Origin of the sequence: Citrobacter sp. Cf136, assembly GCF_030333815.1 — a bacterium.
Classification (GTDB): Bacteria; Pseudomonadota; Gammaproteobacteria; order Enterobacterales; family Enterobacteriaceae; genus Citrobacter; species Citrobacter freundii.
Genome location: NZ_JAOWFE010000041.1, coordinates 138,445 through 160,171 on the forward strand (window position 1 = coordinate 138,445; position 21,727 = coordinate 160,171).

General features: G+C 52.3%; 25 protein-coding genes. 20 read left to right on the top strand and 5 right to left on the bottom strand.

All coding sequences use genetic code 11. From position 1 onward, the window contains the following. Positions 1 to 24 precede the first annotated feature (24 nt). From gabT to csiR, 3 genes are all read left to right on the top strand, one after another. The gene (gene gabT, locus OGV98_RS22385; protein ID WP_210943739.1) at positions 25 to 1,308 is read left to right on the top strand and encodes a 4-aminobutyrate--2-oxoglutarate transaminase; all 1,284 of its coding nucleotides are present in this window, start codon (positions 25 to 27) and stop codon (positions 1,306 to 1,308) included. A 142-nt stretch (positions 1,309 to 1,450) separates the two neighbouring features. After that, positions 1,451 to 2,851, top strand: coding sequence for a GABA permease (gene gabP, locus OGV98_RS22390; protein ID WP_003839698.1), 1,401 nt, complete (start codon positions 1,451 to 1,453; stop codon positions 2,849 to 2,851). Positions 2,852 to 2,896: 45 nt separating this feature from the next. Beyond that, the gene (csiR, locus tag OGV98_RS22395) at positions 2,897 to 3,583 is read left to right on the top strand and encodes a DNA-binding transcriptional regulator CsiR (RefSeq protein ID WP_003037236.1); all 687 of its coding nucleotides are present in this window, start codon (positions 2,897 to 2,899) and stop codon (positions 3,581 to 3,583) included. A 12-nt stretch (positions 3,584 to 3,595) separates the two neighbouring features. Here csiR and lysM read toward each other — a convergent pair whose 3' ends face one another. Together lysM and OGV98_RS22405 are read right to left on the bottom strand one after the other, a co-directional pair. Continuing rightward, positions 3,596 to 4,045, bottom strand: a complete 450-nt coding sequence (gene lysM, locus OGV98_RS22400) for a peptidoglycan-binding protein LysM (RefSeq protein WP_003037241.1) — start codon at positions 4,043 to 4,045, stop codon at positions 3,596 to 3,598. A gap of 94 nt (positions 4,046 to 4,139) precedes the next feature. Then, positions 4,140 to 4,298: a YqaE/Pmp3 family membrane protein gene (locus OGV98_RS22405; protein ID WP_003037242.1), complete on the bottom strand. Its 159-nt coding sequence runs from the start codon at positions 4,296 to 4,298 to the stop codon at positions 4,140 to 4,142. 184 nt (positions 4,299 to 4,482) lie between these two features. Between OGV98_RS22405 and OGV98_RS22410 the strand changes: the two genes are divergently transcribed. From OGV98_RS22410 to OGV98_RS22420, 3 genes are all read left to right on the top strand, one after another. Next, complete coding sequence (locus OGV98_RS22410; protein ID WP_003037247.1) at positions 4,483 to 4,782, top strand: ArsR/SmtB family transcription factor; 300 nt, start codon at positions 4,483 to 4,485, stop codon at positions 4,780 to 4,782. Positions 4,783 to 4,791: 9 nt separating this feature from the next. Next, a complete protein-coding gene (locus tag OGV98_RS22415) occupies positions 4,792 to 5,319 on the top strand; it encodes a rhodanese family protein (RefSeq protein WP_046670391.1) in 528 nt (175 codons plus the stop codon). A gap of 90 nt (positions 5,320 to 5,409) precedes the next feature. After that, positions 5,410 to 5,589, top strand: coding sequence for a GDFGVC terminal motif YodC-like protein (locus OGV98_RS22420; RefSeq protein WP_003037253.1), 180 nt, complete (start codon positions 5,410 to 5,412; stop codon positions 5,587 to 5,589). Between the two features lie 36 nt (positions 5,590 to 5,625). On the opposite strand, the gene stpA is transcribed toward OGV98_RS22420, so the two are convergent. Continuing rightward, entirely contained in the window at positions 5,626 to 6,027 is a 402-nt protein-coding gene (gene stpA, locus OGV98_RS22425) for a DNA-binding protein StpA (protein WP_003839690.1), read from the bottom strand. 557 nt (positions 6,028 to 6,584) lie between these two features. Between stpA and alaE the strand changes: the two genes are divergently transcribed. Continuing rightward, entirely contained in the window at positions 6,585 to 7,034 is a 450-nt protein-coding gene (alaE, locus tag OGV98_RS22430; RefSeq protein ID WP_003037259.1) for an L-alanine exporter AlaE, read from the top strand. A 36-nt stretch (positions 7,035 to 7,070) separates the two neighbouring features. Here alaE and OGV98_RS22435 read toward each other — a convergent pair whose 3' ends face one another. Beyond that, positions 7,071 to 7,421, bottom strand: a complete 351-nt coding sequence (locus OGV98_RS22435; protein WP_044699663.1) for a DUF2002 family protein — start codon at positions 7,419 to 7,421, stop codon at positions 7,071 to 7,073. 248 nt (positions 7,422 to 7,669) lie between these two features. Continuing rightward, positions 7,670 to 9,004: a MocR-like pyridoxine biosynthesis transcription factor PdxR gene (gene pdxR / locus OGV98_RS22440; RefSeq protein ID WP_134215118.1), complete on the bottom strand. Its 1,335-nt coding sequence runs from the start codon at positions 9,002 to 9,004 to the stop codon at positions 7,670 to 7,672. Positions 9,005 to 9,094: 90 nt separating this feature from the next. Between pdxR and OGV98_RS22445 the strand changes: the two genes are divergently transcribed. From OGV98_RS22445 to emrA, 13 genes are all read left to right on the top strand, one after another. Beyond that, a complete protein-coding gene (locus tag OGV98_RS22445; RefSeq protein WP_003037267.1) occupies positions 9,095 to 9,526 on the top strand; it encodes a carboxymuconolactone decarboxylase family protein in 432 nt (143 codons plus the stop codon). Between the two features lie 285 nt (positions 9,527 to 9,811). After that, positions 9,812 to 10,057 carry a glutaredoxin-like protein NrdH gene (gene nrdH / locus OGV98_RS22450; protein ID WP_003037270.1) on the top strand — a complete coding sequence of 82 codons (246 nt, stop codon included), beginning with the start codon at positions 9,812 to 9,814 and terminating at the stop codon, positions 10,055 to 10,057. Continuing rightward, positions 10,054 to 10,464: a class Ib ribonucleoside-diphosphate reductase assembly flavoprotein NrdI gene (gene nrdI / locus OGV98_RS22455; RefSeq protein WP_003037273.1), complete on the top strand. Its 411-nt coding sequence runs from the start codon at positions 10,054 to 10,056 to the stop codon at positions 10,462 to 10,464. The genes nrdH and nrdI overlap by 4 nt, the downstream gene beginning before the upstream one ends. Next, a complete protein-coding gene (gene nrdE / locus OGV98_RS22460; protein WP_160179873.1) occupies positions 10,437 to 12,581 on the top strand; it encodes a class 1b ribonucleoside-diphosphate reductase subunit alpha in 2,145 nt (714 codons plus the stop codon). Before nrdI ends, nrdE begins: the two co-directional genes overlap by 28 nt. A gap of 10 nt (positions 12,582 to 12,591) precedes the next feature. Beyond that, positions 12,592 to 13,551, top strand: coding sequence for a class 1b ribonucleoside-diphosphate reductase subunit beta (gene nrdF, locus OGV98_RS22465; RefSeq protein ID WP_016150870.1), 960 nt, complete (start codon positions 12,592 to 12,594; stop codon positions 13,549 to 13,551). 354 nt (positions 13,552 to 13,905) lie between these two features. Continuing rightward, positions 13,906 to 15,108, top strand: coding sequence for a glycine betaine/L-proline ABC transporter ATP-binding protein ProV (gene proV, locus OGV98_RS22470; protein WP_003037282.1), 1,203 nt, complete (start codon positions 13,906 to 13,908; stop codon positions 15,106 to 15,108). Further along, complete coding sequence (proW, locus tag OGV98_RS22475) at positions 15,101 to 16,165, top strand: glycine betaine/L-proline ABC transporter permease ProW (protein ID WP_003037285.1); 1,065 nt, start codon at positions 15,101 to 15,103, stop codon at positions 16,163 to 16,165. Before proV ends, proW begins: the two co-directional genes overlap by 8 nt. Positions 16,166 to 16,232: 67 nt before the next feature. After that, positions 16,233 to 17,228: a glycine betaine/L-proline ABC transporter substrate-binding protein ProX gene (proX, locus tag OGV98_RS22480; RefSeq protein WP_043017315.1), complete on the top strand. Its 996-nt coding sequence runs from the start codon at positions 16,233 to 16,235 to the stop codon at positions 17,226 to 17,228. A gap of 190 nt (positions 17,229 to 17,418) precedes the next feature. Beyond that, positions 17,419 to 18,603: an MFS transporter gene (locus tag OGV98_RS22485; protein WP_202581029.1), complete on the top strand. Its 1,185-nt coding sequence runs from the start codon at positions 17,419 to 17,421 to the stop codon at positions 18,601 to 18,603. A gap of 122 nt (positions 18,604 to 18,725) precedes the next feature. Next, complete coding sequence (locus tag OGV98_RS22490; RefSeq protein WP_003839672.1) at positions 18,726 to 19,463, top strand: AzlC family ABC transporter permease; 738 nt, start codon at positions 18,726 to 18,728, stop codon at positions 19,461 to 19,463. Next, positions 19,453 to 19,788: an L-valine transporter subunit YgaH gene (gene ygaH, locus OGV98_RS22495; protein WP_003037297.1), complete on the top strand. Its 336-nt coding sequence runs from the start codon at positions 19,453 to 19,455 to the stop codon at positions 19,786 to 19,788. The genes OGV98_RS22490 and ygaH overlap by 11 nt, the downstream gene beginning before the upstream one ends. A gap of 90 nt (positions 19,789 to 19,878) precedes the next feature. Then, entirely contained in the window at positions 19,879 to 20,409 is a 531-nt protein-coding gene (gene emrR / locus OGV98_RS22500; protein ID WP_003037300.1) for a multidrug efflux transporter EmrAB transcriptional repressor EmrR, read from the top strand. A 130-nt stretch (positions 20,410 to 20,539) separates the two neighbouring features. Further along, positions 20,540 to 21,712, top strand: a complete 1,173-nt coding sequence (gene emrA / locus OGV98_RS22505) for a multidrug efflux MFS transporter periplasmic adaptor subunit EmrA (RefSeq protein ID WP_003037303.1) — start codon at positions 20,540 to 20,542, stop codon at positions 21,710 to 21,712. Positions 21,713 to 21,727: the final 15 nt, after the last annotated feature.

The following is a 21,727-nucleotide window of genomic DNA, read 5'->3' on the forward strand; positions in this document are numbered from 1 at the left end:
AAAATAAATACTGGAGAACACCTGATGAGCACCAACAAAGAACTTATGCAACGTCGCAGCAACGCCGTTCCCCGTGGCGTAGGCCAGATCCACCCTATTTTTGCCGAGCGTGCAGAAAACTGTCGGGTCTGGGACGTTGAAGGCCGTGAATTCCTTGACTTTGCTGGCGGTATTGCAGTGTTGAACACCGGTCACCTGCACCCGCAGATCGTCTCTGCGGTAGAAGCGCAGTTGAAAAAGCTGTCCCATACCTGTTTCCAGGTACTGGCCTATGAGCCATACCTGGAGCTGTGCGAAATCATGAATAAGAAAGTGCCGGGTGATTTCGCCAAGAAAACCCTGCTGGTGACCACCGGTTCTGAAGCGGTAGAAAATGCGGTGAAAATCGCCCGCGCCGCCACCAAACGCACCGGCACAATCGCCTTCAGCGGTGCTTACCACGGCCGTACCCACTACACCTTGTCACTGACCGGGAAAGTGAACCCATACTCTGCCGGAATGGGGCTGATGCCGGGCCACGTGTATCGCGCGCTTTATCCTTGCCCGCTGCACGGCATCAGTGACGACGATGCTATCGCCAGCATTCACCGCATTTTCAAAAACGATGCCGCGCCAGAAGACGTCGCCGCCATCGTAATTGAACCCGTCCAGGGCGAAGGTGGTTTTTACGCCGCTTCCCCTGCTTTTATGCAACGTCTGCGCGCTATTTGTGACGAACACGGGATCATGCTGATTGCTGATGAAGTACAGAGCGGTGCGGGCCGCACCGGTATGCTGTTTGCCATGGAGCAGATGGGCGTTGCGCCCGATCTCACCACCTTCGCCAAATCCATCGCCGGAGGCTTCCCGCTGGCAGGCGTGACCGGACGCGCCGACGTCATGGACGCTATTCCACCGGGCGGTCTGGGCGGTACCTATGCCGGTAACCCAATTGCCTGTGCCGCTGCGCTGGCGGTACTAAACATTTTCGAGCAGGAAAATCTGCTGCAAAAAGCCAACGAGCTGGGGCAAACCCTGCGTGAAGGCCTGTTGGCTATCGCGGAAACCCACCGCGAGATTGGCGACGTACGCGGGCTGGGCGCGATGATTGCTATCGAACTGTTCGAAAACGGCGACCACACGAAACCAGACGCCAAACTGACTGCGGAAGTGGTGGCGCGTGCACGTGAGAAAGGACTGATCCTGCTCTCCTGCGGACCTTACTACAACGTGCTGCGCATTCTTGTCCCGCTGACTATTGAAGATGCGCAAATCCGCCAGGGGCTGGACATTATCGCCCAGTGTTTTGCCGAGGCAAAGCAGGGTTAAACCCGTATCAAAACGGGGAGTTTTAAGCCGGATAAGGCGGAGCCGCCATCCGGCAAACAGGGTCAATAACAATAATACGCGTGCCCCGGCGCGGGAATGCCGGGGTGCTCTCCCAAGTGAAATACTTTCGAGAGGTTTAAAGATGGGGCAAGTGTCACAATCACATGATTTAGGGGGCGGGCTGAAATCACGCCACGTCACCATGCTGTCTATTGCCGGGGTAATCGGCGCAAGTCTGTTTGTCGGTTCAAGCGTGGCGATTGCAGAAGCCGGTCCCGCAGTATTATTAGCCTATCTGTTCGCCGGATTGCTGGTGGTGATGATTATGCGCATGTTGGCCGAAATGGCCGTCGCCACACCGGATACCGGTTCTTTTTCCACTTACGCCGATAAGGCCATTGGCCCGTGGGCGGGTTACACCATCGGCTGGTTATACTGGTGGTTCTGGGTGTTAGTTATCCCGCTGGAGGCGAATATCGCCGCCATCATTCTTCACTCCTGGGTGCCTGGTATTCCTATCTGGCTGTTTTCTCTGGTTATCACGCTGGCATTAACCGGCAGTAATTTACTGAGCGTCAAAAATTACGGTGAGTTCGAGTTCTGGCTGGCGCTGTGCAAAGTGATTGCCATTCTGGCGTTTATAACCCTCGGCGCAGCGGCGATTAGCGGTTTCTACCCTTATGCCGATGTCAGCGGGGTTTCGCGCCTGTGGGATCAGGGCGGCTTTATGCCCAACGGTTTTGGCGCCGTGATCAGCGCAATGTTAATCACCATGTTCTCCTTTATGGGCGCAGAGATAGTTACCATCGCCGCCGCCGAATCCGATACCCCGGATAAACATATCGTTCGCGCCACCAACTCGGTTATCTGGCGTATCTCCATCTTCTATCTGTGCTCTATTTTTGTGGTGGTGGCGCTGATCCCGTGGAACATGCCGGGACTGAAAGAAGTCGGTTCTTACCGCTCGGTACTGGAGCTACTGCATATCCCGCACGCGAAATTGATCATGGATTGCGTCATTTTGCTGTCGGTGACTAGCTGTCTCAACTCCGCGCTGTATACGTCCTCGCGTATGCTCTACTCCCTGAGCCGCCGTGGTGATGCCCCCGCCTTTATGGGTAAAACGAACCGCAGTAAAACGCCTTATGTGGCGGTGTTGCTGTCTACCGGTGCCGCATTCCTCACCGTCATCGTCAACTATTACGCCCCGGCCAAGGTGTTTAAATTCCTGATCGACAGTTCCGGTGCCATCGCACTGCTGGTCTATCTGGTCATTGCCGTTTCTCAACTGCGGATGCGCAAAATCCTGCTGGCGCGAGGCGGCGAAATTAAACTGAAAATGTGGCTCTATCCGTGGCTTACCTGGCTGGTCATCGCGTTTATTATCTTTGTGCTGGTGGTCATGCTGTTTCGCCCGGCACAACAGCTGGAAGTTATCTCTACCGGATTGTTAGCCATAGGAATTATTTGCACCGTGCCCATTATGTCACGCTGGAAAAAACTGCTATCTTGGCAAAAAGCACCATTGCAAAATACGCATTAAACCTGTTCCCGGCGCAGGCCGGGAAATCCTTTCAGGAGTATGACCATGACCGCCATTCCCCAACCGACGGCCATTGATGGATACCGCTGGCTGAAGAACGACATCATCCGCGGTGTGTATCAGCCTGATGAAAAACTGCGTATGAGCCTGCTGACCTCACGCTATGAGCTTGGCGTGGGACCGCTACGCGAAGCGCTTTCGCAGTTAGTTGCCGAGCGGTTAGTGACGGTAGTAAATCAGAAAGGGTATCGTGTTGCCCCGATGTCAGAGCAGGAGTTGCTCGATATTTTCGATGCCCGCGCCAATATGGAAGCCATGCTGGTCGCGCTGGCCATTGAACGCGGCGACGACGCCTGGGAAGCTGAAATTCTGGCGCGCGCGCATATGCTTAGTAAGCTTGAAGCCATTGATGCCAGCGAACAGATGCTCGACGAGTGGGATCAGCGCCATCAGGCGTTTCACTCGGCGATTGTCGCTGGCTGTGGTTCACAATATCTGCTGCAAATGCGCGAACGACTGTTCGATTTGGCGGCGCGCTACCGGTTTATCTGGCTGCGAAAAACGGTGCTGTCGGTGGAGATGCTGGAAGACAAACACGATCAGCACCAAACGTTGACCGAAGCAATTCTGGCACGCGACGCCGCGCGCGCCAGCGAATTAATGCGCCAGCACCTACTGACGCCGATTCCGATTATTCAACAGGCGATGTCCGGTAAATTGCTGACGGAATAAGCCTGAATAATATTACTGCTCCGGAATACGTAAAACCTGCCCAGGATAGATTTTATCCGGACTTTTCAGCATTGGTTTATTCGCTTCAAATATCTGGTTATACAGGTTGGCATTACCGTAAACCTGTTTAGCAATAGCGCTCAGGGTATCTCCTGATTTCACGGTATAAAACTGGCTTTCGCTCGCGGGCGCAGAGGTTTTAACCTGATCATCTACGCTGGCAATACCGGAGATATTACCAATCGCGATCAGAATTTTTTCTTTCGCCTCCTGACTTAATCCATCACCAGAAACAGTGGCTTTGCCTTCGTTAATTTGCACGTCCACTTTATCCGCATCAGGGATGCCAGTTTTGTTCAGGTGTTCCTGCACTTTTTTTGCCAGATCGGCTGTGTCATGGTTTCCAGTGACCGCATCCCACAGTTTTTCACCCGCATCTTTTACAAAATTGAAGAGTCCCATATCCACCTCGGTAATTAACAATTAACACCCAAAAGTGTAGCAGAGGAGAAAGGGGCCAAAGAAAACGGCGCCAAAGCGCCGTAGTTGAAAGGAATTAATTACGCGTCTGTATCCAGAAGGCATGGATCAAACCAGGGATGTAGCCCAGCAGCGTCAGAACGATATTGAGGATAAATGCCCAGCCGAACCCCTTCCCCAGCAGCACGCCAAGCGGGGGCAGAATAATAGTAAAAACGATTCTCCAGAAACCCATACACACTCCCTACAAGCAAAAAATTAATCATTGTTTAAAAAGAGATTTTATCTCTAAGAGTAGCCATTCTACCCAACTCCGCCAGCATTCCGCGGCTGTTTTACCCTCCTTTACGCTCTTTACGCTGGCGTACGTTGGTTGTTTATTTTAGAATATGCTTAATTTAGATTATGCTTAAATACATATGACTGAACTTGAACAACTCCAGGCCAGCGCTGAACAAGCTGCCGCCCTGCTAAAAGCGATGAGTAACCCGAAACGGTTGCTGATTTTGTGCATGCTCTGCGGTTCACCCGGTACCAGCGCAGGCGAGTTAGCCCGTGTTACCGGCCTTAGCCCTTCCGCCACTTCCCAGCATCTGGCGCGTATGCGTGAAGAAGGTCTGATAGAAAGCCAGCGCGATGCCCAGCGCATCCTCTACTCCATTAAAAATGCGGCCGTGAATTCGCTGATCGCCACATTAAAAACACTGTATTGCCCATAAGGAGCCATCATGACTATTGGGACGATTTCCCCGCGCGAGGCGCAGACACTGGTCGCGCAAGGTGCAAAACTGATTGATATCCGCGACGCTGACGAGTATCTGCACGAGCATATTCCTGAGGCTCATCTGGCGCCGTTGCCCGCGCTTGAACAGGGATCGCTGCCTGCGAATTTACGCGCCGAGCAGGTGATTTTTCACTGCCAGTCAGGCAAACGTACACAAAATGCGGCAACAAAACTGAGCGCCATTGCTGCGCCCGCGCAGGTCTGGCTGCTGGAAGGTGGAATTGACGGCTGGAAAGCCGCAGGGTTGCCGGTGGCGAAAGACAGTTCACAACCGTTACCGCTGATGCGTCAGGTGCAGATAGCCGCGGGTAGCCTTGCCTTACTCGGTGTTATTCTGGGTTACGCCGTCAGCAGTGCTTTCTTCCTGCTGAGCGGTTTTGTCGGGGCCGGGCTGATTCTCGCTGGCGTGACCGGCTTTTGCGGCATGGCGCGTCTGCTGGACAAAATGCCCTGGAACCGACGTACTCATTAAGCGGTAATCATTGAAACAGCACTGTACCCGCCGGTTGACGTGATCTATGGTGAGTTCTGCGATAAATGATAAATAAAGGAGCGCAACAATATGTTTAAACCTGGCGATCTGGTTCAACCGCGTATGGGCGGTCCAAAACTGAAGGTTGTTGAAGTCAATGACGATCAAATTGTGGCGGTACAAGCCAGTAATGAAAACGGTGATAAATTCACGCTGAAAGCAGCTGATGTCACGCGATATACCGAAGAGGGTGATTTCGGCGTTTGCTGAAAATAAGCGGTGAGGATCTCCTCACCGCCTTCGTAATTAGATCAAAAAGTCATCAAGAGATTTACCGGTAGCCAGCGCCTGGGCAATTGGCTTCGGTGTGCGACCTTGCCCAGTCCATGTTTTCGTTTCACCATTGAGATCGATAAAACGATATTTCGCCGGGCGCGGTTGGCGTTTTTTAACTGAACGTGTCGTAGCAGGTGTTATGCTCAGCAGCTCCTCCGGGCTGATCCCGTCTGCCTGCATCTGCGCCAGCAAGGCATTAATTTTTGCCTGCTGTTCTGCGCGTTGGCGCTGTAGCTGTTCTTCTTCATCGCGCCGTTCTTTGGTCACTACCCTGAATTTTTCAAGCATATCTTCCAGTACATCAACGGAAAATTCACGAGCCATTGCACGCAGCGAGCGGATATTATTTAAGTTTTTTAACATTGAACTCATATTAACAAAACCTCTTTAACGTAAAACATAAAAATGGTATTACGCTAAATATTGTATGCAACTGATTATTATATTTCCAGTCTAATTTATTCGCAAATCATTAAACAAATAGCCAACTCTGATATTTATAGCATCCATTCTGCTATCGCTCAGACAATATATTCTATGACCCTGATTGCAGCTTTGAATATACCTGCAAGGTATCTCAGTACGTCACTTAAGAAACAGGCCACGGCATCGCGTGGAACCAACGAGTATACATATTGCACATCAGTCAACATTCAGAAAAGGAGCGCAAAAAATCCAGAAAAACAAGCAAAAATAACTCTTTGATCTAAAAGAATTTTAATTAACACAGCAACGAAAACACCAAAACGAACAAAAAACAAACCATTACAGAGCATTTTATCGACAAAAAGACAATAAATAAAAATTTTAAGCTAGTTGCTAGTTATTATCCAGGCATATATCCTATTAAAACGCGAAAGCAGCAAGACAAATCACTAGCAGTTAAGGTATTCAAAACCTTTTTCCCCCTTTTTACAAGGAGCATTAACATGTTCTCTCCGCAGTCACGCTTGCGTCATGCAGTAGCAGACACGTTCGCGATGGTTGTTTATTGTTCTGTCGTGAACATGTTGATCGAAATATTCCTTTCTGGAATGAGCTTCGAACAGTCGCTGTATTCCAGATTAGTCGCTATCCCTGTCAACATACTGATCGCGTGGCCATACGGCATGTACCGTGATTTGTTCATGCGCGCGGCGCGTAAAGCCACGCAGGCAGGATGGGCAAAAAATCTGGCGGATGTGCTGGCTTATGTCACCTTCCAGTCGCCGGTGTATGTGATTATTCTGCTGACGGTTGGCGCGGACTGGCACCAGATTACGGCTGCAGTAAGTTCGAACATCGTGGTATCAATGCTGATGGGCGCTGTCTATGGCTACTTTCTTGATTATTGCCGCCGCTTGTTTAAGGTCAGCAGCTATCATCAGGCTAAAGCCTGACACGCTTCTTTGCGACTGGCACTGCCAGTCGCGTTATTAGTTAGAATTAACGTCGCCAAACAACCCGCTCAGATAACGCTCAAGCGCAATTCGCGAGCTAAAGCCATGCGGAATACCATAATGCTCATGAGTATCTCCGGCTAAATACAGCGGGAATTGCTGATAATGATCGCAGGTTTTAATATCCGTCGCCGGTTCTGCCAGCGAAGAGCTGCGCTCTTTTAGCGTGGGATGGATAATTAATGCGGTACGTCCCATGCGTGCTTCACGGTTAACGTACACATAATTTTCGCCACGACGATAGCCGTACGTTTTCTGCGTCACTACATCAACGGTAAAGCCCACTTTTTCAAGTACGCGCGCCACCTCATCAGGTCGTAAATACATATTATTTTCCTCGTTATCTTTTACTGCGGGCTTACCTTACCTGATTCAGCATTAGCAACGCTTTCAGAAAAGTCCATAAACGGGTGGCGATGGTGGGACGCATATCGTAAGAACCTTATATACCCTAAATAATTCGAGTTGCAGGAAGGCGGCAAGGGAGCGAATCCCCAGGAGCTTACTAAAGTAAGTGACTGGGGTGAACGAACGCAGCCAACGCACATGCAACTTGAAGTATGACGGGTATAGATTTATGTCAGCGCCATCCGCAGTTGGTACGCCGCCTGTTGCGCCATTTCCGCCGAGCTGATATTGGTAAATGACAGCAATATTCCCCCCTTTCCTTCTGACGTTATTCGCCAGCGGCTTAACGCCTGAACAGCTAACCCGGCCTGATTCGCTTTGCGCACCAGCGCAATATCATCTCCGTCCACACTCATCACCAGTTGAATCCCACCTTCCTGAGGAATGACGCTAAATCCTTGTTCGGTCAGGGCGTTTTCCATCCATTGTCGTCGTTCGGCATAATGTTGTCGCATACGTTTTAAGTGTCGCCAGAAGTGGCCGTCTCGCATAAAATCCGCCAGCGTTTGCTGCCATAGAACCGGAACGCTACAGGCCGTTAGCGCCGCTTGTTGGCGAAAGTGTTCAACCTGGGTCAGGGGCACCACCAGCCATGCCGTACGCAAAGCCGGAAACATCGATTTGCTGAACGTTCCGGCATAAATCACCCGCTGGGGCGCATCCAGACTTTTTAGCGGCGGCAACGGCTTACCGTGGTAACGAAATTCACTGTCATAATCATCTTCGATTACCCACGCCTGCGCACGAGTCGCCCACTCCAGCAACTGGTGGCGACGGTCTAAAGACAGTGCTACCCCCAGTGGGCTTTGATGTGCGGGAGTGAGCAGTACAAAACGCGCCTGCGGGTAGTCGCGGATCCCGGCGCTGACATCCAGACCATCGGCATCCACCGCTACCGGCTTCAACTCAATGCGTTCTTGAGCCACCACAGGCCGAATCAGCGGAAAGCCGGGATCTTCGACCCACATTCCCTCTCCGGGATGCGCCAGAGCGCGCAGGATTAACGTCATTGATGCCGCATAGCCTGAAGTGATAAAAATCTGCTCTGGCTGGCATTCAATGCTGCGTGAGACCCGCAGGTAATCCACAATCGCCTGACGTAACGCCCGCTCGCCACACACATCGCCCACCGCCAGATCAAAACGCGTTTGGGTGCGCAAACGCCGTCCCATCACCCGCGCCCAGACTTCGCGCGGAAAAAGATCGAGTGCGGGTAATCCCATCTGAAAAGTTTGCGGTCTGGGATTTTCTCCGGCAAAGATGGCAGGAGATGCAGACGCCCTTTCTGGTTGCAGTTGCTCACTGACAAACGTTCCTGCCTGTCCACGCCGCGCGAGCCAGCCCTGCGCCACCAGCTCTGCATAGGCATTTTCCACCGTCGAGCGTGATACTCCCAGCTCCTGGGCCCAGGTCCGACTGGAGGGCAATCTGGTACCGGGCTTGAGTTCACCTTTCTCAATTGCGTTTTTTAACTGACGGGCGATTTGCTGATAGCGCGGCATTTATGGTCTGCTTTTTTGGCAACAATATGGCTCTCTGTAGCAGTCCATTATAGTGCTACATTGCGGGTCATCCAAACGAGGAGAAATACCATGACCATGTTACGCCAGCCCTATTATGAACTCAGCCCTGAAATCTATAACGCTCTGGTTCAGGCAAGCAAAGCGCTGGAGAACTGCGCGCTGGAACCTACGCTGACGGAACTGATTTACCTGCGGGTCTCGCAAATCAACGGCTGCGCCTTTTGTCTGGAAATGCACAGTAAAGCACTGCGCAAATCCGGAGTTGCGCAGGCCAAACTGGATGCGCTGGCAGGCTGGCGGGTGAGTCACCACTTCAGCGAGCAGGAACGTGCGGCGCTGGCGTGGGCCGAATCGGTCACTCAAATTGCCACTAGTCACGCCGAAGATGACGTTTATCTGCCGCTGCTCGACCATTTCAGCGCGAAAGAGATTAGCGACCTGACATTTGCCATTAGCCTGATGAACTGCTTTAACCGCCTGGCGGTGGGGATGCGCATGTGATTCTGCGCTTCCGGATGGCGGCATAAACTCCTTATCCGGCCTGGGAAGTGCTTTCCTGTAGGCCGGATTAGACGCGACGCGACGCGCCGCCATCCGGTAACCTGCGATGGAACATATCACTTCCCCAGCCACGCCCATCACCCAGCCCATCATCAATCTAAAATTCCCATATCTTGTATGGTTGAATATTTTTAAAACTACATCTAGTATCTTTTCTATCAGGACACACACAACCCGACGCCCTCTATCGCGCCGATCTTTTATTTTTAAATGGAAATACGAATCATGCGTATTATTATTTACACTCGCAATAACTGTGTTCAGTGCCATGCCACCAAACGGGCAATGGAAAGTCGTGGTTTTGACTTTGAGATGGTAAACGTCGATTTACAGCCCGATTTGGCTGATAACCTGCGCGATCAAGGGTTTCGCCAGTTACCGGTCGTAGTCGCGGGTGAAACCAGTTGGTCAGGGTTTCGTCCGGACATGATCAACCGTCTGCATCCGGAACACCGTGTGGCCAGCGCATGAGTCAGCTCGTCTACTTCTCCAGCAGCTCCGAAAATACGCACCGCTTTATGCAGCGTCTGGGGCTGCCTGCCATCCGCATTCCGCTTAACGAACGCGAGCCGATCCGGGTAGACGAACCTTACATATTAATCGTGCCGTCCTACGGCGGCGGCGGCACTGCTGGCGCGGTCCCAAGACAGGTGATCCGCTTTTTAAACGATACGCACAACCGGGCGTTAATCCGTGGAGTGATCGCCTCCGGCAATCGTAATTTCGGTGACGCCTACGGTCGCGCGGGTGATGTCATCTCACAAAAATGCGGCGTGCCGTGGCTCTATCGCTTTGAGCTGATGGGCACCCAAAGCGATATCGACAACGTTCGAAAAGGAGTGAGCGAATTTTGGCAACGACAACCGCAGAACGTGTAATGCAGCCAACGCTGGATTATCACGCCCTGAACGCCATGCTGAATCTGTATGATAAAGCCGGGCACATTCAGTTCGATAAAGACCATCAGGCGGTGGAGGCTTTCTTTGCCGCACACGTCCGCCCCAACTCGGTGGCGTTTGCCAGCCAGCAGGAGCGCCTGGAAACGTTGGTGGATGAAGGCTATTACGATGCCAGCGTGTTAGCCCGCTACGATCGCGCGTTCGTGCTGAAGCTATTCACCTACGCCCACGCCAGCGGATTCCGTTTCCAGACGTTCCTCGGCGCATGGAAGTTCTACACCAGCTATACGTTGAAAACGTTCGACGGTAAGCGCTATCTCGAAGACTTTGAGGATCGGGTAACGATGGTGGCACTCACGCTGGCGCAGGGCGATGAAGCACTCGCGATGCAACTGACCGATGAAATGCTCTCCGGGCGCTTTCAACCCGCCACACCAACCTTTTTAAACTGCGGTAAACAGCAACGCGGTGAGCTGGTCTCCTGCTTCCTGTTGCGTATTGAAGACAACATGGAGTCTATTGGTCGGGCGGTCAACTCCGCACTTCAGCTCTCCAAACGCGGCGGCGGCGTGGCATTTTTGCTCTCCAACCTGCGCGAGGCAGGTGCGCCCATTAAACGCATTGAGAACCAGTCCTCTGGGGTGATCCCGGTAATGAAAATGCTGGAAGATGCGTTTTCTTATGCGAATCAACTCGGGGCACGTCAGGGCGCAGGCGCGGTGTATCTGCACGCACACCATCCGGATATTTTACGTTTTCTCGATACTAAGCGCGAAAACGCCGACGAGAAAATCCGTATCAAAACGCTCTCGCTTGGCGTGGTGATCCCGGATGTTACCTTTCGACTGGCGAAAGAAAATGCCCGGATGGCGCTGTTCTCACCTTATGACGTGGAACGGATTTACGGCAAACCGTTCGGTGATATCGCCGTGAGTGAGCGGTATGACGAACTGGTGGCCGACGAACGCGTGCGCAAAAAATACATTAACGCCCGCGAATTCTTCCAGCGGCTGGCCGAGATCCAGTTTGAGTCTGGTTATCCCTACATCATGTTTGAAGATACGGTGAATCGCGCCAATCCGATTGCCGGTCGGATCAATATGAGCAACCTGTGCTCGGAGATTTTGCAGGTTAACAGTGCCTCCACCTACGATGAAAATCTCAATTACGCGCAGATCGGGCACGATATCTCCTGCAATCTCGGCTCCTTGAACATTGCCCATACCATGGATTCACCCGATTTTGGTCGTACCGTGGAAACGGCGGTTCGCGGCTTAACCGCCGTTTCGGACATGAGCCACATCCGCAGCGTGCCTTCGATCGACGCCGGGAACAGCGCGTCGCACGCGATTGGTCTTGGGCAGATGAATCTGCACGGGTATCTGGCGCGGGAAGGGATCGCCTACGGCTCGCCGGAAGGGCTGGATTTCACCAATCTCTATTTCTACACCATCACATGGCATGCGCTGAATACGTCAATGAAGATCGCTCGCGAGCGGGGTCAAACCTTTGCCGGATTCAAACAGTCACGCTACGCCAGCGGCGAGTATTTTAACCAGTATCTGCAGGGCGACTGGCAGCCAAAAACCGACAAGGTCCGCACACTGTTTGCCGCCAGCGGCATTACGCTGCCGACGCGCGAGATGTGGGCGCAACTGCGTGAAGATGTGATGCGCTACGGTATTTATAACCAGAATTTACAGGCGGTTCCGCCCACCGGTTCTATCTCCTACATCAACCATGCCACGTCAAGCATTCACCCGATCGTGTCGAAAGTGGAGATTCGCAAAGAGGGCAAAACCGGGCGCGTTTACTACCCTGCCCCGTTTATGACCAATGAGAATCTGGCATTGTATCAGGATGCCTACGAGATCGGTCCACAAAAAATCATTGATACTTACGCTGAAGCAACGCGGCATGTCGACCAAGGGCTTTCACTGACGCTCTTTTTCCCCGATACCGCCACCACGCGCGATATCAACAAAGCGCAGATTTACGCCTGGCGTAAGGGCATCAAATCCCTGTACTACATCCGACTACGCCAGCTGGCGCTGGAAGGCACCGAAATCGAAGGCTGCGTGTCATGCGCGCTGTAAGGAGGAGAAAATGACATTATCCCGCGTGAGCGCCATCAACTGGAACAAGATTGAGGATGATAAAGATCTTGAGGTATGGAACCGTCTGACCAGTAACTTCTGGCTCCCGGAAAAGGTCCCGCTCTCCAATGACATTCCGGCCTGGCAAACGTTGAACGCAGCCGAACAGCAGCTAACAATCCGCGTTTTTACCGGGCTGACGCTGCTCGACACCATTCAGAATGTTGCCGGAGCACCAGCGTTAATGACTGATTCGTTAACGCCGCATGAAGAGGCGGTGCTGTCGAATATCAGCTTTATGGAGGCGGTGCACGCCCGTTCCTATAGCTCTATTTTCTCCACCCTTTGCCAGACCAAAGATGTGGATGCAGCTTACGCCTGGAGTGAAGAAAATACCCCACTCCAGCGCAAGGCGCAGATCGTTTTGGCGCATTACGCCAGCGACGAACCGTTGAAGAAAAAAATAGCCAGCGTGTTTCTGGAATCCTTCCTGTTCTATTCTGGCTTCTGGTTACCGATGTATTTCTCCAGTCGAGGTAAACTGACCAATACCGCCGATCTCATTCGTCTGATCATTCGTGATGAAGCGGTTCATGGGTATTACATTGGTTATAAATATCAAAAAGGTCTGGAGCATATTTCCGAATCAGCACGCGAAGAGTTAAAGCATTTTGCCTTTGACCTGTTGATGGAATTGTATGATAACGAAGCGCGTTATACGGAAGAATTGTATGCAGAGACCGGCTGGGTGGATGACGTCAAAGCCTTCCTTTGTTACAACGCCAATAAGGCATTAATGAATTTGGGATATGAGGCGCTATTTCCGCCTGAAATGGCGGAGGTTAACCCGGCAATCCTTGCCGCGCTGTCGCCCAACGCTGACGAAAACCACGATTTCTTCTCGGGTTCCGGTTCATCCTATGTGATGGGAAAAGCGGTCGAAACCGAAGATGACGACTGGAATTTCTAGCACTCATTTTCACGGGAAATACCGTACATTTTTCTCGGAAATATTTTAACAGGATCACACTTTTGTCGTGCAAATATAATTGTGTGATCTACACTCAATATCAGACGCATTATTCGCCTGCATTCCAGCAATTCAGGCGACTTTTCATTGCCATTTACAAAAAATATTAAGCCGCTCACATTCGCGCTCAGCCCTTATATCACGGGAAGTCCCGCCACCTGGCCTTTGGCAATATTCATGCCACAACCAAATTCAGGGTTGTCTCAGATTCTCAGTATGTTAGGGTAGAAAAAGGTCACTATTTCCATCAGGTAATATATCGATATAAACAAATAACAGGAATCATTCTATTGCATGGCAATTAAATTAGAAGTTAAAAATCTCTATAAGATATTTGGAGAGCATCCGCAGAGAGCCTTCAAATATATTGAAAAAGGACTTTCAAAAGAGCAGATTCTGGATAAAACGGGGCTATCGCTTGGCGTTAAGAACGCCAGTCTGGCCATTGAAGAAGGCGAGATATTTGTCATCATGGGATTATCCGGTTCGGGTAAATCCACAATGGTACGCCTTCTCAATCGCCTGATTGAACCCACCCGCGGGCAGGTATTGATTGACGGCGTAGACATCGCCCGGATATCCGATGCTGAGCTTCGCGAGGTGCGCAGAAAAAAGATTGCGATGGTGTTCCAGTCCTTTGCCCTGATGCCGCACATGACGGTGCTGGACAATACGGCATTCGGCATGGAATTAGCCGGTGTTGGTGCGGATGAACGTCGTGAAAAAGCGTTAGATGCGCTACGTCAGGTTGGTCTGGAGAATTATGCTCATGGATACCCGGATGAACTTTCCGGGGGTATGCGCCAGCGTGTAGGCCTCGCCCGCGCATTAGCCATTAACCCTGATATCTTATTAATGGATGAGGCCTTCTCAGCCCTCGATCCATTAATTCGTACTGAGATGCAGGATGAACTGGTAAAACTACAGGCGAAGCATCAGCGCACCGTGGTCTTTATATCGCATGATCTCGACGAAGCTATGCGTATTGGCGACAGAATTGCCATTATGCAAAACGGTGAAGTGGTCCAGGTCGGCACGCCGGATGAAATCCTGAATAATCCAGCCAATGATTATGTACGCACCTTCTTCCGTGGCGTTGATATTAGCCAGGTCTTCAGTGCGAAAGATATTTCACGCCGTAGCCCCGAAGGTTTAATTCGTAAAACGCCCGGGGTGGGTCCACGTTCGGCGCTGCAATTATTGCAGGACAAAGATCGCGAATATGGTTACGTGATCGAACGCGGCAATAAATTCGTTGGCGTTGTTTCAATCGACTCCTTAAAAACAGCGTTAAGTCAGGCGCAAGGTATTGAAGCGGCATTGATCGATGAGCCGTTAGCCGTAGATGCACAAACTCCTCTCAGCGAGTTGCTTTCTCATGTCGGCCAGGCCCCGTGCGCGGTGCCGGTTGTTGATGAGGAACAGCAGTATGTGGGCGTCATTTCAAAACGCATGCTGTTACAGGCTTTAGATCGTGAGGGGGTAAACAATGGCTGATCAAACTAATCCGTGGGATACCACACCAGCGGCCGACAGCGCCGCACAAACTGCCGATGCCTGGAGCACGCCATCCGGTGCGCCCACTGACGGCGGTGGCGCGGACTGGCTGACCAGCGCCCCCGCGCCGGCACCAGAGCATTTCAATATTATGGATCCGTTCCATAAAACGCTGATCCCACTGGACAGCTGGGTCACAGAGGGGATCGACTGGGTCGTTACCCATTTCCGTCCGGTCTTCCAGGGCATTCGTGTCCCGGTGGATTACATTCTCAACGGTTTTCAACAGCTGCTGTTAGGTATGCCAGCCCCGGTGGCGATTATCCTGTTCGCGCTGATTGCCTGGCAGATTTCCGGTGTTGGGATGGGCGTTGCTACGCTGATTTCCTTGATTGCCATCGGTGCCATCGGCGCGTGGTCGCAGGCCATGATAACCCTGGCGCTGGTGTTGACCGCGTTGCTGTTCTGCGTGGTGATCGGTCTGCCGATGGGGATCTGGTTGGCGCGCAGTCCACGGGCAGCAAAAATTGTTCGCCCGCTGCTGGACGCCATGCAAACCACACCCGCGTTTGTCTATCTGGTGCCGATTGTCATGTTGTTCGGTATTGGTAATGTCCCGGGCGTAGTAGTGACGATTATCTTCGCCCTGCCGCCAATCGTACGTCTGACTATTCTGGGGATTAACCAGGTGCCAGCCGATCTGATTGAAGCCTCGCGTTCGTTTGGTGCCAGCCCGCGTCAGATGCTGTTTAAAGTGCAGCTCCCGCTGGCAATGCCCACCATTATGGCTGGGGTTAACCAGACGCTGATGCTGGCGCTCTCAATGGTCGTCATCGCGTCGATGATTGCCGTGGGCGGGCTGGGTCAGATGGTTCTGCGCGGAATTGGTCGTCTGGATATGGGGCTTGCCACCGTCGGCGGAGTTGGGATTGTGATCCTCGCCATCATTCTGGATCGCCTGACACAGGCCGTTGGTCGCGATTCGCGTAGCCGTGGCAACCGTCGCTGGTACACCACTGGTCCCGTTGGGCTTATCACTCGCCCTTTCACGAAGTAATTCACCCGTTGCCCGGTGGCGCATGCATACCGGGCCAACACGTCCCTCCAATAATTAAGGAACAACGATGCGACAGAAAATTATTATTGCCACAGCGTTTGCCACCCTTGTCTCCACCAGCACTTTCGCTGCCGACCTGCCGGGCAAAGGCATTACCGTACAGCCAATCCAGAGCACTATCTCTGAAGAATCCTTCCAGACGCAGTTAGTCGCCCGTGCGCTGGAGAAACTGGGTTACACCGTTAACAAAACCAGCGAAGTTGACTACAACGTCGGCTATACCTCCATTGCCTCTGGCGATGCAACTTTTACCGCCGTGAACTGGCAGCCGCTGCATGATGATATGTACGCCGCGGCGGGCGGAGACAAAAAGTTTTATCGCGAGGGGGTATTCGTTACGGGTGCCGCACAGGGTTATCTGATCGACAAAAAAACCGCTGAGCAGTACAAAATCACCAATATCGCCCAGTTAAAAGATCCGAAGATCGCCAAAATCTTTGACACCAACGGTGACGGAAAAGCCGATATGATGGGCTGTTCACCAGGCTGGGGTTGTGAAGCAGTAATCAACCACCAGAACAAAGCTTTCGATTTGGAAAAAACCGTCGAAGTCAGCCACGGTAACTATGCAGCGATGATGGCTGACACCATTACCCGCTTCAAAGAAGGTAAACCCATTCTTTACTACACATGGACACCGTACTGGGTCAGCGACGTAATGAAGCCGGGTAAAGATGTGGTCTGGCTGCAGGTGCCGTTCTCTTCCCTGCCTGGCGAGCAGAAAGATATTGATACCAAGCTGCCAAACGGCGCCAACTACGGCTTCCCGGTGAACACGATGCATATTGTCGCCAATAAAGCCTGGGCGGAGAAAAACCCGGCTGCAGCGAAACTGTTTGCCATCATGAAGCTGCCGCTGGCGGATATCAACGCTCAGAACGCAATGATGCACGACGGGAAAGCGTCTGAAGCCGACGTGCAGGGTCACGTTGACGGCTGGATCAAAGCCCACCAGCAGCAGTTTGACGGCTGGGTGAACGAAGCGCTGGCCGCGCAGAAATAACCCACTCACAGGCCTGATGAGCGTATTGCCATCAGGCCAGTAACCGCATAAATGCCGGATGGTGGCGCGATGCGCCTTATCCGGCCTATCCACCCTCCTCCAATCGCACAATCCATCACTCAACAAATCAGCAACATTTAATCACTTCCGTTATGATTGTTTTCTGCAATCCATTATTCAGTTGAAAACCATGACGAAAACAACTCAGGGACTTAGCCCTTCGCTAATCCTGTTAATGTCTATCGCCACCGGCCTCGCCGTCGCCAGTAACTATTATGCGCAGCCGCTGCTCGACACCATCGCACGCAACTTTTCGCTCTCTGCCAGTACCGCAGGGTTTATCGTCACCGCGGCCCAGCTCGGCTACGCCGCCGGCCTGCTGTTCTTAGTGCCGCTCGGCGATATGTTTGAACGCCGGATGCTGATTGTCTCCATGACGCTGTTAGCGGCTGGTGGCATGCTGATCACCGCCAGCAGCCAGTCGCTGGGTATGCTGATCCTCGGTACTGCCCTGACCGGGCTGTTCTCGGTCGTGGCACAGATTTTGGTTCCGCTGGCGGCAACACTTGCCACACCGGACAAGCGCGGTAAGGTCGTCGGCACGATTATGAGCGGCCTGTTGCTAGGTATTCTACTGGCGCGAACCGTGGCGGGATTACTGGCGAATCTTGGCGGCTGGCGCACTGTATTTTGGGTCGCATCAGTATTAATGGCGCTGATGGCGGTTGCACTGTGGCGCGGCCTGCCGAAGATGCAATCCGATACCCATCTCAACTATCCGCAGCTGTTAGGCTCCGTATTCAGCCTGTTTATTCACGATAAATTGCTGCGTACCCGCGCGATGCTGGGCTGCCTGACTTTTGCCAATTTCAGTATTCTGTGGACCTCGATGGCGTTTTTGCTCGCCGCGCCGCCGTTTAACTATTCGGAAGGAATGATTGGTCTGTTCGGTCTGGCGGGTGCCGCAGGGGCGTTAGGCGCACGTCCGGCGGGCGGTTTTGCCGATAAAGGTAAATCCCACCTGACCACAACCATGGGGCTACTGTTACTACTGCTCTCCTGGCTTGCTATTTGGTTTGGGCACGCTTCAGTCCCCATGCTGATTATCGGTATTCTGGTGTTGGACCTCACCGTTCAGGGAGTGCACATCACCAACCAGACGGTTATCTATCGCATTCATCCTGACGCGCGTAATCGCCTGACCGCCGGATACATGACCAGCTATTTTATTGGCGGAGCGGCAGGTTCGCTGATTTCGGCCTCTGCCTGGCAGCATGCAGGCTGGGCTGGCGTTTGTCTGGCAGGTACGACCGTTGCCATACTCAACCTGTTGGTCTGGTGGCGAGGTTTTCACCGTCAGGAAGCCGTAAATTAAGCGTATAACGCATGTTTACCGCTGATTGGGCTCCACAGGGTGTTAAGGAGCCCATCAGTCTGCTAAGGTTATAACTCATTGAACCAAGTTATATTAATTTCGGTAATGAAACCTATAACCCTATGGAAAGCCCTGTACCCCAGTCTGAATCCAGTTCGGCAACGTTAACGGAAGGATTCAAAGACAGCCTGCCAATTGTTATCAGCTATATTCCGGTCGCTTTTGCATTTGGTCTCAATGCCACTCGCCTTGGCTTTACGCCGGTTGAAAGCGTCTTTTTCTCCTGCATTATCTATGCGGGAGCCAGCCAGTTTGTCATTACCACCATGCTCGCCGCAGGCAGTTCGCTGTGGGTCGCCGCGCTAACCGTCATGGCCATGGATGTCCGTCATGTTTTGTACGGCCCTTCCCTGCGTAGCCGGATCGCCCAGCGACTGAGTAAACCCAAAAGCGCGCTGTGGGCTTTTGGCCTTACCGATGAAGTCTTTGCCGCTGCAACGGCGAAACTGGTACGGGATAACCGGCGCTGGAGTGAAAACTGGATGATCGGCATTGCGCTATGCTCCTGGGCCTCCTGGGTGTTTGGTACAGTGCTCGGCGCGTTTTCCGGCAGTGGTTTACTCAAAGATTACCCGGCGGTTGAAGCGGCACTGGGCTTCATGCTCCCGGCGCTGTTTATGAGCTTCCTGCTCGCGTCATTCCAACGAAAACAGGCGCTTTGCGTGACTGCGGCCCTGGCCGGGGCGCTGGCTGGCGTCATGCTGTTTTCCATCCCTGCCGCTATCCTTGCAGGTATTGTCTGTGGATGCCTGACGGCGCTCATCCAGTCATTTTGGCAAGGAGGTCCTGATGAGCTATGAAGTTCTGCTACTTGGCCTGTTGGTCGGCTGCGTAAATTACTGTTTTCGCTATTTGCCGCTCCGTCTTGGGGTCGGCAATGTTCGCCCGACGAAGCGCGGCGCGACGGGCATATTACTCGACACTATTGGCATTACATCAATTTGCGCCCTGCTGGTGGTGTCTACCGCGCCAGAAGTGATGCACGACGCTCGTCGGTTCGTGCCTACTCTGGTGGGGTTTGTCATACTGGGTGCAAGCTTCTATAAGACCCGCAGCATCATCATTCCAACGTTACTGAGTGCTCTGGGCTATGGATTAGCCTGGAAAATGCTGGTTGTCTTATAGATAAAAACAATCATTTTAAATTAATAATACATTTACTTTATTTGTCACTGTCGTTACTATATCGGCTGAAATTAATGAGGTTATACCCAAATGGATAGTTCGTTTACGCCCATTGAACAAATGCTAAAATTTCGCGCCAGCCGCTACGAAGAGTTCCCTTATCAGGAAGTGCTTCTGACTCGTCTATGCATGCACATGCAGGGCAAGCTGCTGGAAAATCGCAATAAGATGCTGAAAGCTCAAGGGATTAACGAGACGTTGTTTATGGCGTTGATTACGCTGGAGTCTCAGGAAAACCACAGTATTCAGCCTTCTGAACTGAGTTGTGCGCTTGGCTCGTCACGTACTAACGCTACCCGCATCGCGGATGAGTTAGAAAAACGTGGCTGGATCGAACGTCGCGAAAGCGATAACGATCGCCGCTGTCTGCATCTGCAATTGACCGAGAAAGGCCATGCATTTTTGCAAGAGGTGTTACCGCCTCAGCATAATTGCCTGCACCAGCTCTGGTCGTCTCTTAGCACCACCGAAAAAGATCAGCTTGAGCAAATTACCCGTAAACTTCTGACCCGTCTTGATCAGATGGAGCAGGATGGCGCGGTGTTAGAAGCGCTGCGCTAAGGCGTCGACTCGCTCAGAAATCCAGATTTATAAATGAAAAAACCGACAGGCCAGCACGCATACTGCTGGCCTGTCTGATAAACAGGTCGGCTCAGCCGATGTGAATAAAAAGAAGATCGTGGAGAACAACATGAGCGCAAATGCGGAGACTCAAACCCCGCAGCAACCGGTCAAGAAGAATGGCAAACGTAAAAGTCTGCTTCTCCTTCTGACCTTGCTCTTTATTATCATTGCCGTGGCATATGGGATTTATTGGTTTTTAGTACTGCGTCATTACGAAGATACAGACGATGCGTACGTGGCAGGGAACCAGGTTCAAATCATGGCGCAGGTATCAGGCAGCGTGACGAAAGTCTGGGCTGATAACACTGACTTTGTAAAACAAGGCGATGTGCTGGTCACCCTCGACCAGACAGATGCCAAACAGGCATTTGAAAAAGCCAAAACTGCGCTGGCCTCCAGCGTGCGTCAGACGCACCAGTTGATGATCAACAGCAAGCAGTTACAGGCCAACATTGAAGTGCAGAAAACAGCTCTGGCGCAGGCACAAAGCGATTTTAATCGCCGAGTCCCGCTGGGCAACGCCAACCTGATTGGCCGCGAAGAGCTGCAACATGCGCGTGATGCCGTCGCCAGCGCTCAGGCTCAGCTTGATGTCGCAATCCAACAATATAATGCTAACCAGGCAATGATTCTCGGCAGCAAGCTGGAAGATCAACCAGCCGTACAACAGGCCGCCACCGAAGTGCGCGATGCCTGGCTGGCGCTGGAACGTACCAGAATTGTCAGCCCAATGACCGGTTATGTATCCCGTCGCGCCGTACAGCCTGGTGCACAGATTAGCCCAACCACGCCGTTAATGGCGGTTGTTCCGGCCACCAACCTGTGGGTGGATGCCAACTTCAAAGAAACACAGCTCGCCCACATTCGTATTGGTCAACCCGCGACGGTTGTCAGCGATATTTATGGCGATGACGTGAAATATACCGGTAAAGTTGTCGGCCTCGATATGGGAACGGGCAGCGCCTTCTCCTTGCTGCCAGCACAAAACGCGACCGGTAACTGGATCAAAGTCGTCCAGCGTCTGCCGGTGCGTATCGAACTGGATGCGCAGCAACTGGCACAGCATCCTTTGCGGATCGGTTTGTCTACGCTGGTTACAGTCGATACCTCCAATCGTGACGGACAAATTCTGGCAAGCCAGGTCCGCACCACGCCAGTATCAGAAAGTAATGCACGTGAAATCGACCTTGCTCCGGTCAATAAGATGATCGAAGAGATCGTGCGGGCCAACGCGGGCTAATTCAAAGGTGCGTGT

Bases quoted from the DNA above. Each gene is read 5' to 3' on its own strand.
- gabT (WP_210943739.1), top strand. From the start codon at position 25: ATGAGCACCAACAAAGAACTTATGCAACGTCGCAGCAACGCCGTTCCC.
- gabP (WP_003839698.1), top strand. From the start codon at position 1,451: ATGGGGCAAGTGTCACAATCACATGATTTAGGGGGCGGGCTGAAATCA.
- csiR (WP_003037236.1), top strand. From the start codon at position 2,897: ATGACCGCCATTCCCCAACCGACGGCCATTGATGGATACCGCTGGCTG.
- lysM (WP_003037241.1), bottom strand. From the start codon at position 4,045: ATGGGACTCTTCAATTTTGTAAAAGATGCGGGTGAAAAACTGTGGGAT.
- OGV98_RS22405 (WP_003037242.1), bottom strand. From the start codon at position 4,298: ATGGGTTTCTGGAGAATCGTTTTTACTATTATTCTGCCCCCGCTTGGC.
- OGV98_RS22410 (WP_003037247.1), top strand. From the start codon at position 4,483: ATGACTGAACTTGAACAACTCCAGGCCAGCGCTGAACAAGCTGCCGCC.
- OGV98_RS22415 (WP_046670391.1), top strand. From the start codon at position 4,792: ATGACTATTGGGACGATTTCCCCGCGCGAGGCGCAGACACTGGTCGCG.
- OGV98_RS22420 (WP_003037253.1), top strand. From the start codon at position 5,410: ATGTTTAAACCTGGCGATCTGGTTCAACCGCGTATGGGCGGTCCAAAA.
- stpA (WP_003839690.1), bottom strand. From the start codon at position 6,027: ATGAGTTCAATGTTAAAAAACTTAAATAATATCCGCTCGCTGCGTGCA.
- alaE (WP_003037259.1), top strand. From the start codon at position 6,585: ATGTTCTCTCCGCAGTCACGCTTGCGTCATGCAGTAGCAGACACGTTC.
- OGV98_RS22435 (WP_044699663.1), bottom strand. From the start codon at position 7,421: ATGTATTTACGACCTGATGAGGTGGCGCGCGTACTTGAAAAAGTGGGC.
- pdxR (WP_134215118.1), bottom strand. From the start codon at position 9,004: ATGCCGCGCTATCAGCAAATCGCCCGTCAGTTAAAAAACGCAATTGAG.
- OGV98_RS22445 (WP_003037267.1), top strand. From the start codon at position 9,095: ATGACCATGTTACGCCAGCCCTATTATGAACTCAGCCCTGAAATCTAT.
- nrdH (WP_003037270.1), top strand. From the start codon at position 9,812: ATGCGTATTATTATTTACACTCGCAATAACTGTGTTCAGTGCCATGCC.
- nrdI (WP_003037273.1), top strand. From the start codon at position 10,054: ATGAGTCAGCTCGTCTACTTCTCCAGCAGCTCCGAAAATACGCACCGC.
- nrdF (WP_016150870.1), top strand. From the start codon at position 12,592: ATGACATTATCCCGCGTGAGCGCCATCAACTGGAACAAGATTGAGGAT.
- proV (WP_003037282.1), top strand. From the start codon at position 13,906: ATGGCAATTAAATTAGAAGTTAAAAATCTCTATAAGATATTTGGAGAG.
- proW (WP_003037285.1), top strand. From the start codon at position 15,101: ATGGCTGATCAAACTAATCCGTGGGATACCACACCAGCGGCCGACAGC.
- proX (WP_043017315.1), top strand. From the start codon at position 16,233: ATGCGACAGAAAATTATTATTGCCACAGCGTTTGCCACCCTTGTCTCC.
- OGV98_RS22485 (WP_202581029.1), top strand. From the start codon at position 17,419: ATGACGAAAACAACTCAGGGACTTAGCCCTTCGCTAATCCTGTTAATG.
- OGV98_RS22490 (WP_003839672.1), top strand. From the start codon at position 18,726: ATGGAAAGCCCTGTACCCCAGTCTGAATCCAGTTCGGCAACGTTAACG.
- ygaH (WP_003037297.1), top strand. From the start codon at position 19,453: ATGAGCTATGAAGTTCTGCTACTTGGCCTGTTGGTCGGCTGCGTAAAT.
- emrR (WP_003037300.1), top strand. From the start codon at position 19,879: ATGGATAGTTCGTTTACGCCCATTGAACAAATGCTAAAATTTCGCGCC.
- emrA (WP_003037303.1), top strand. From the start codon at position 20,540: ATGAGCGCAAATGCGGAGACTCAAACCCCGCAGCAACCGGTCAAGAAG.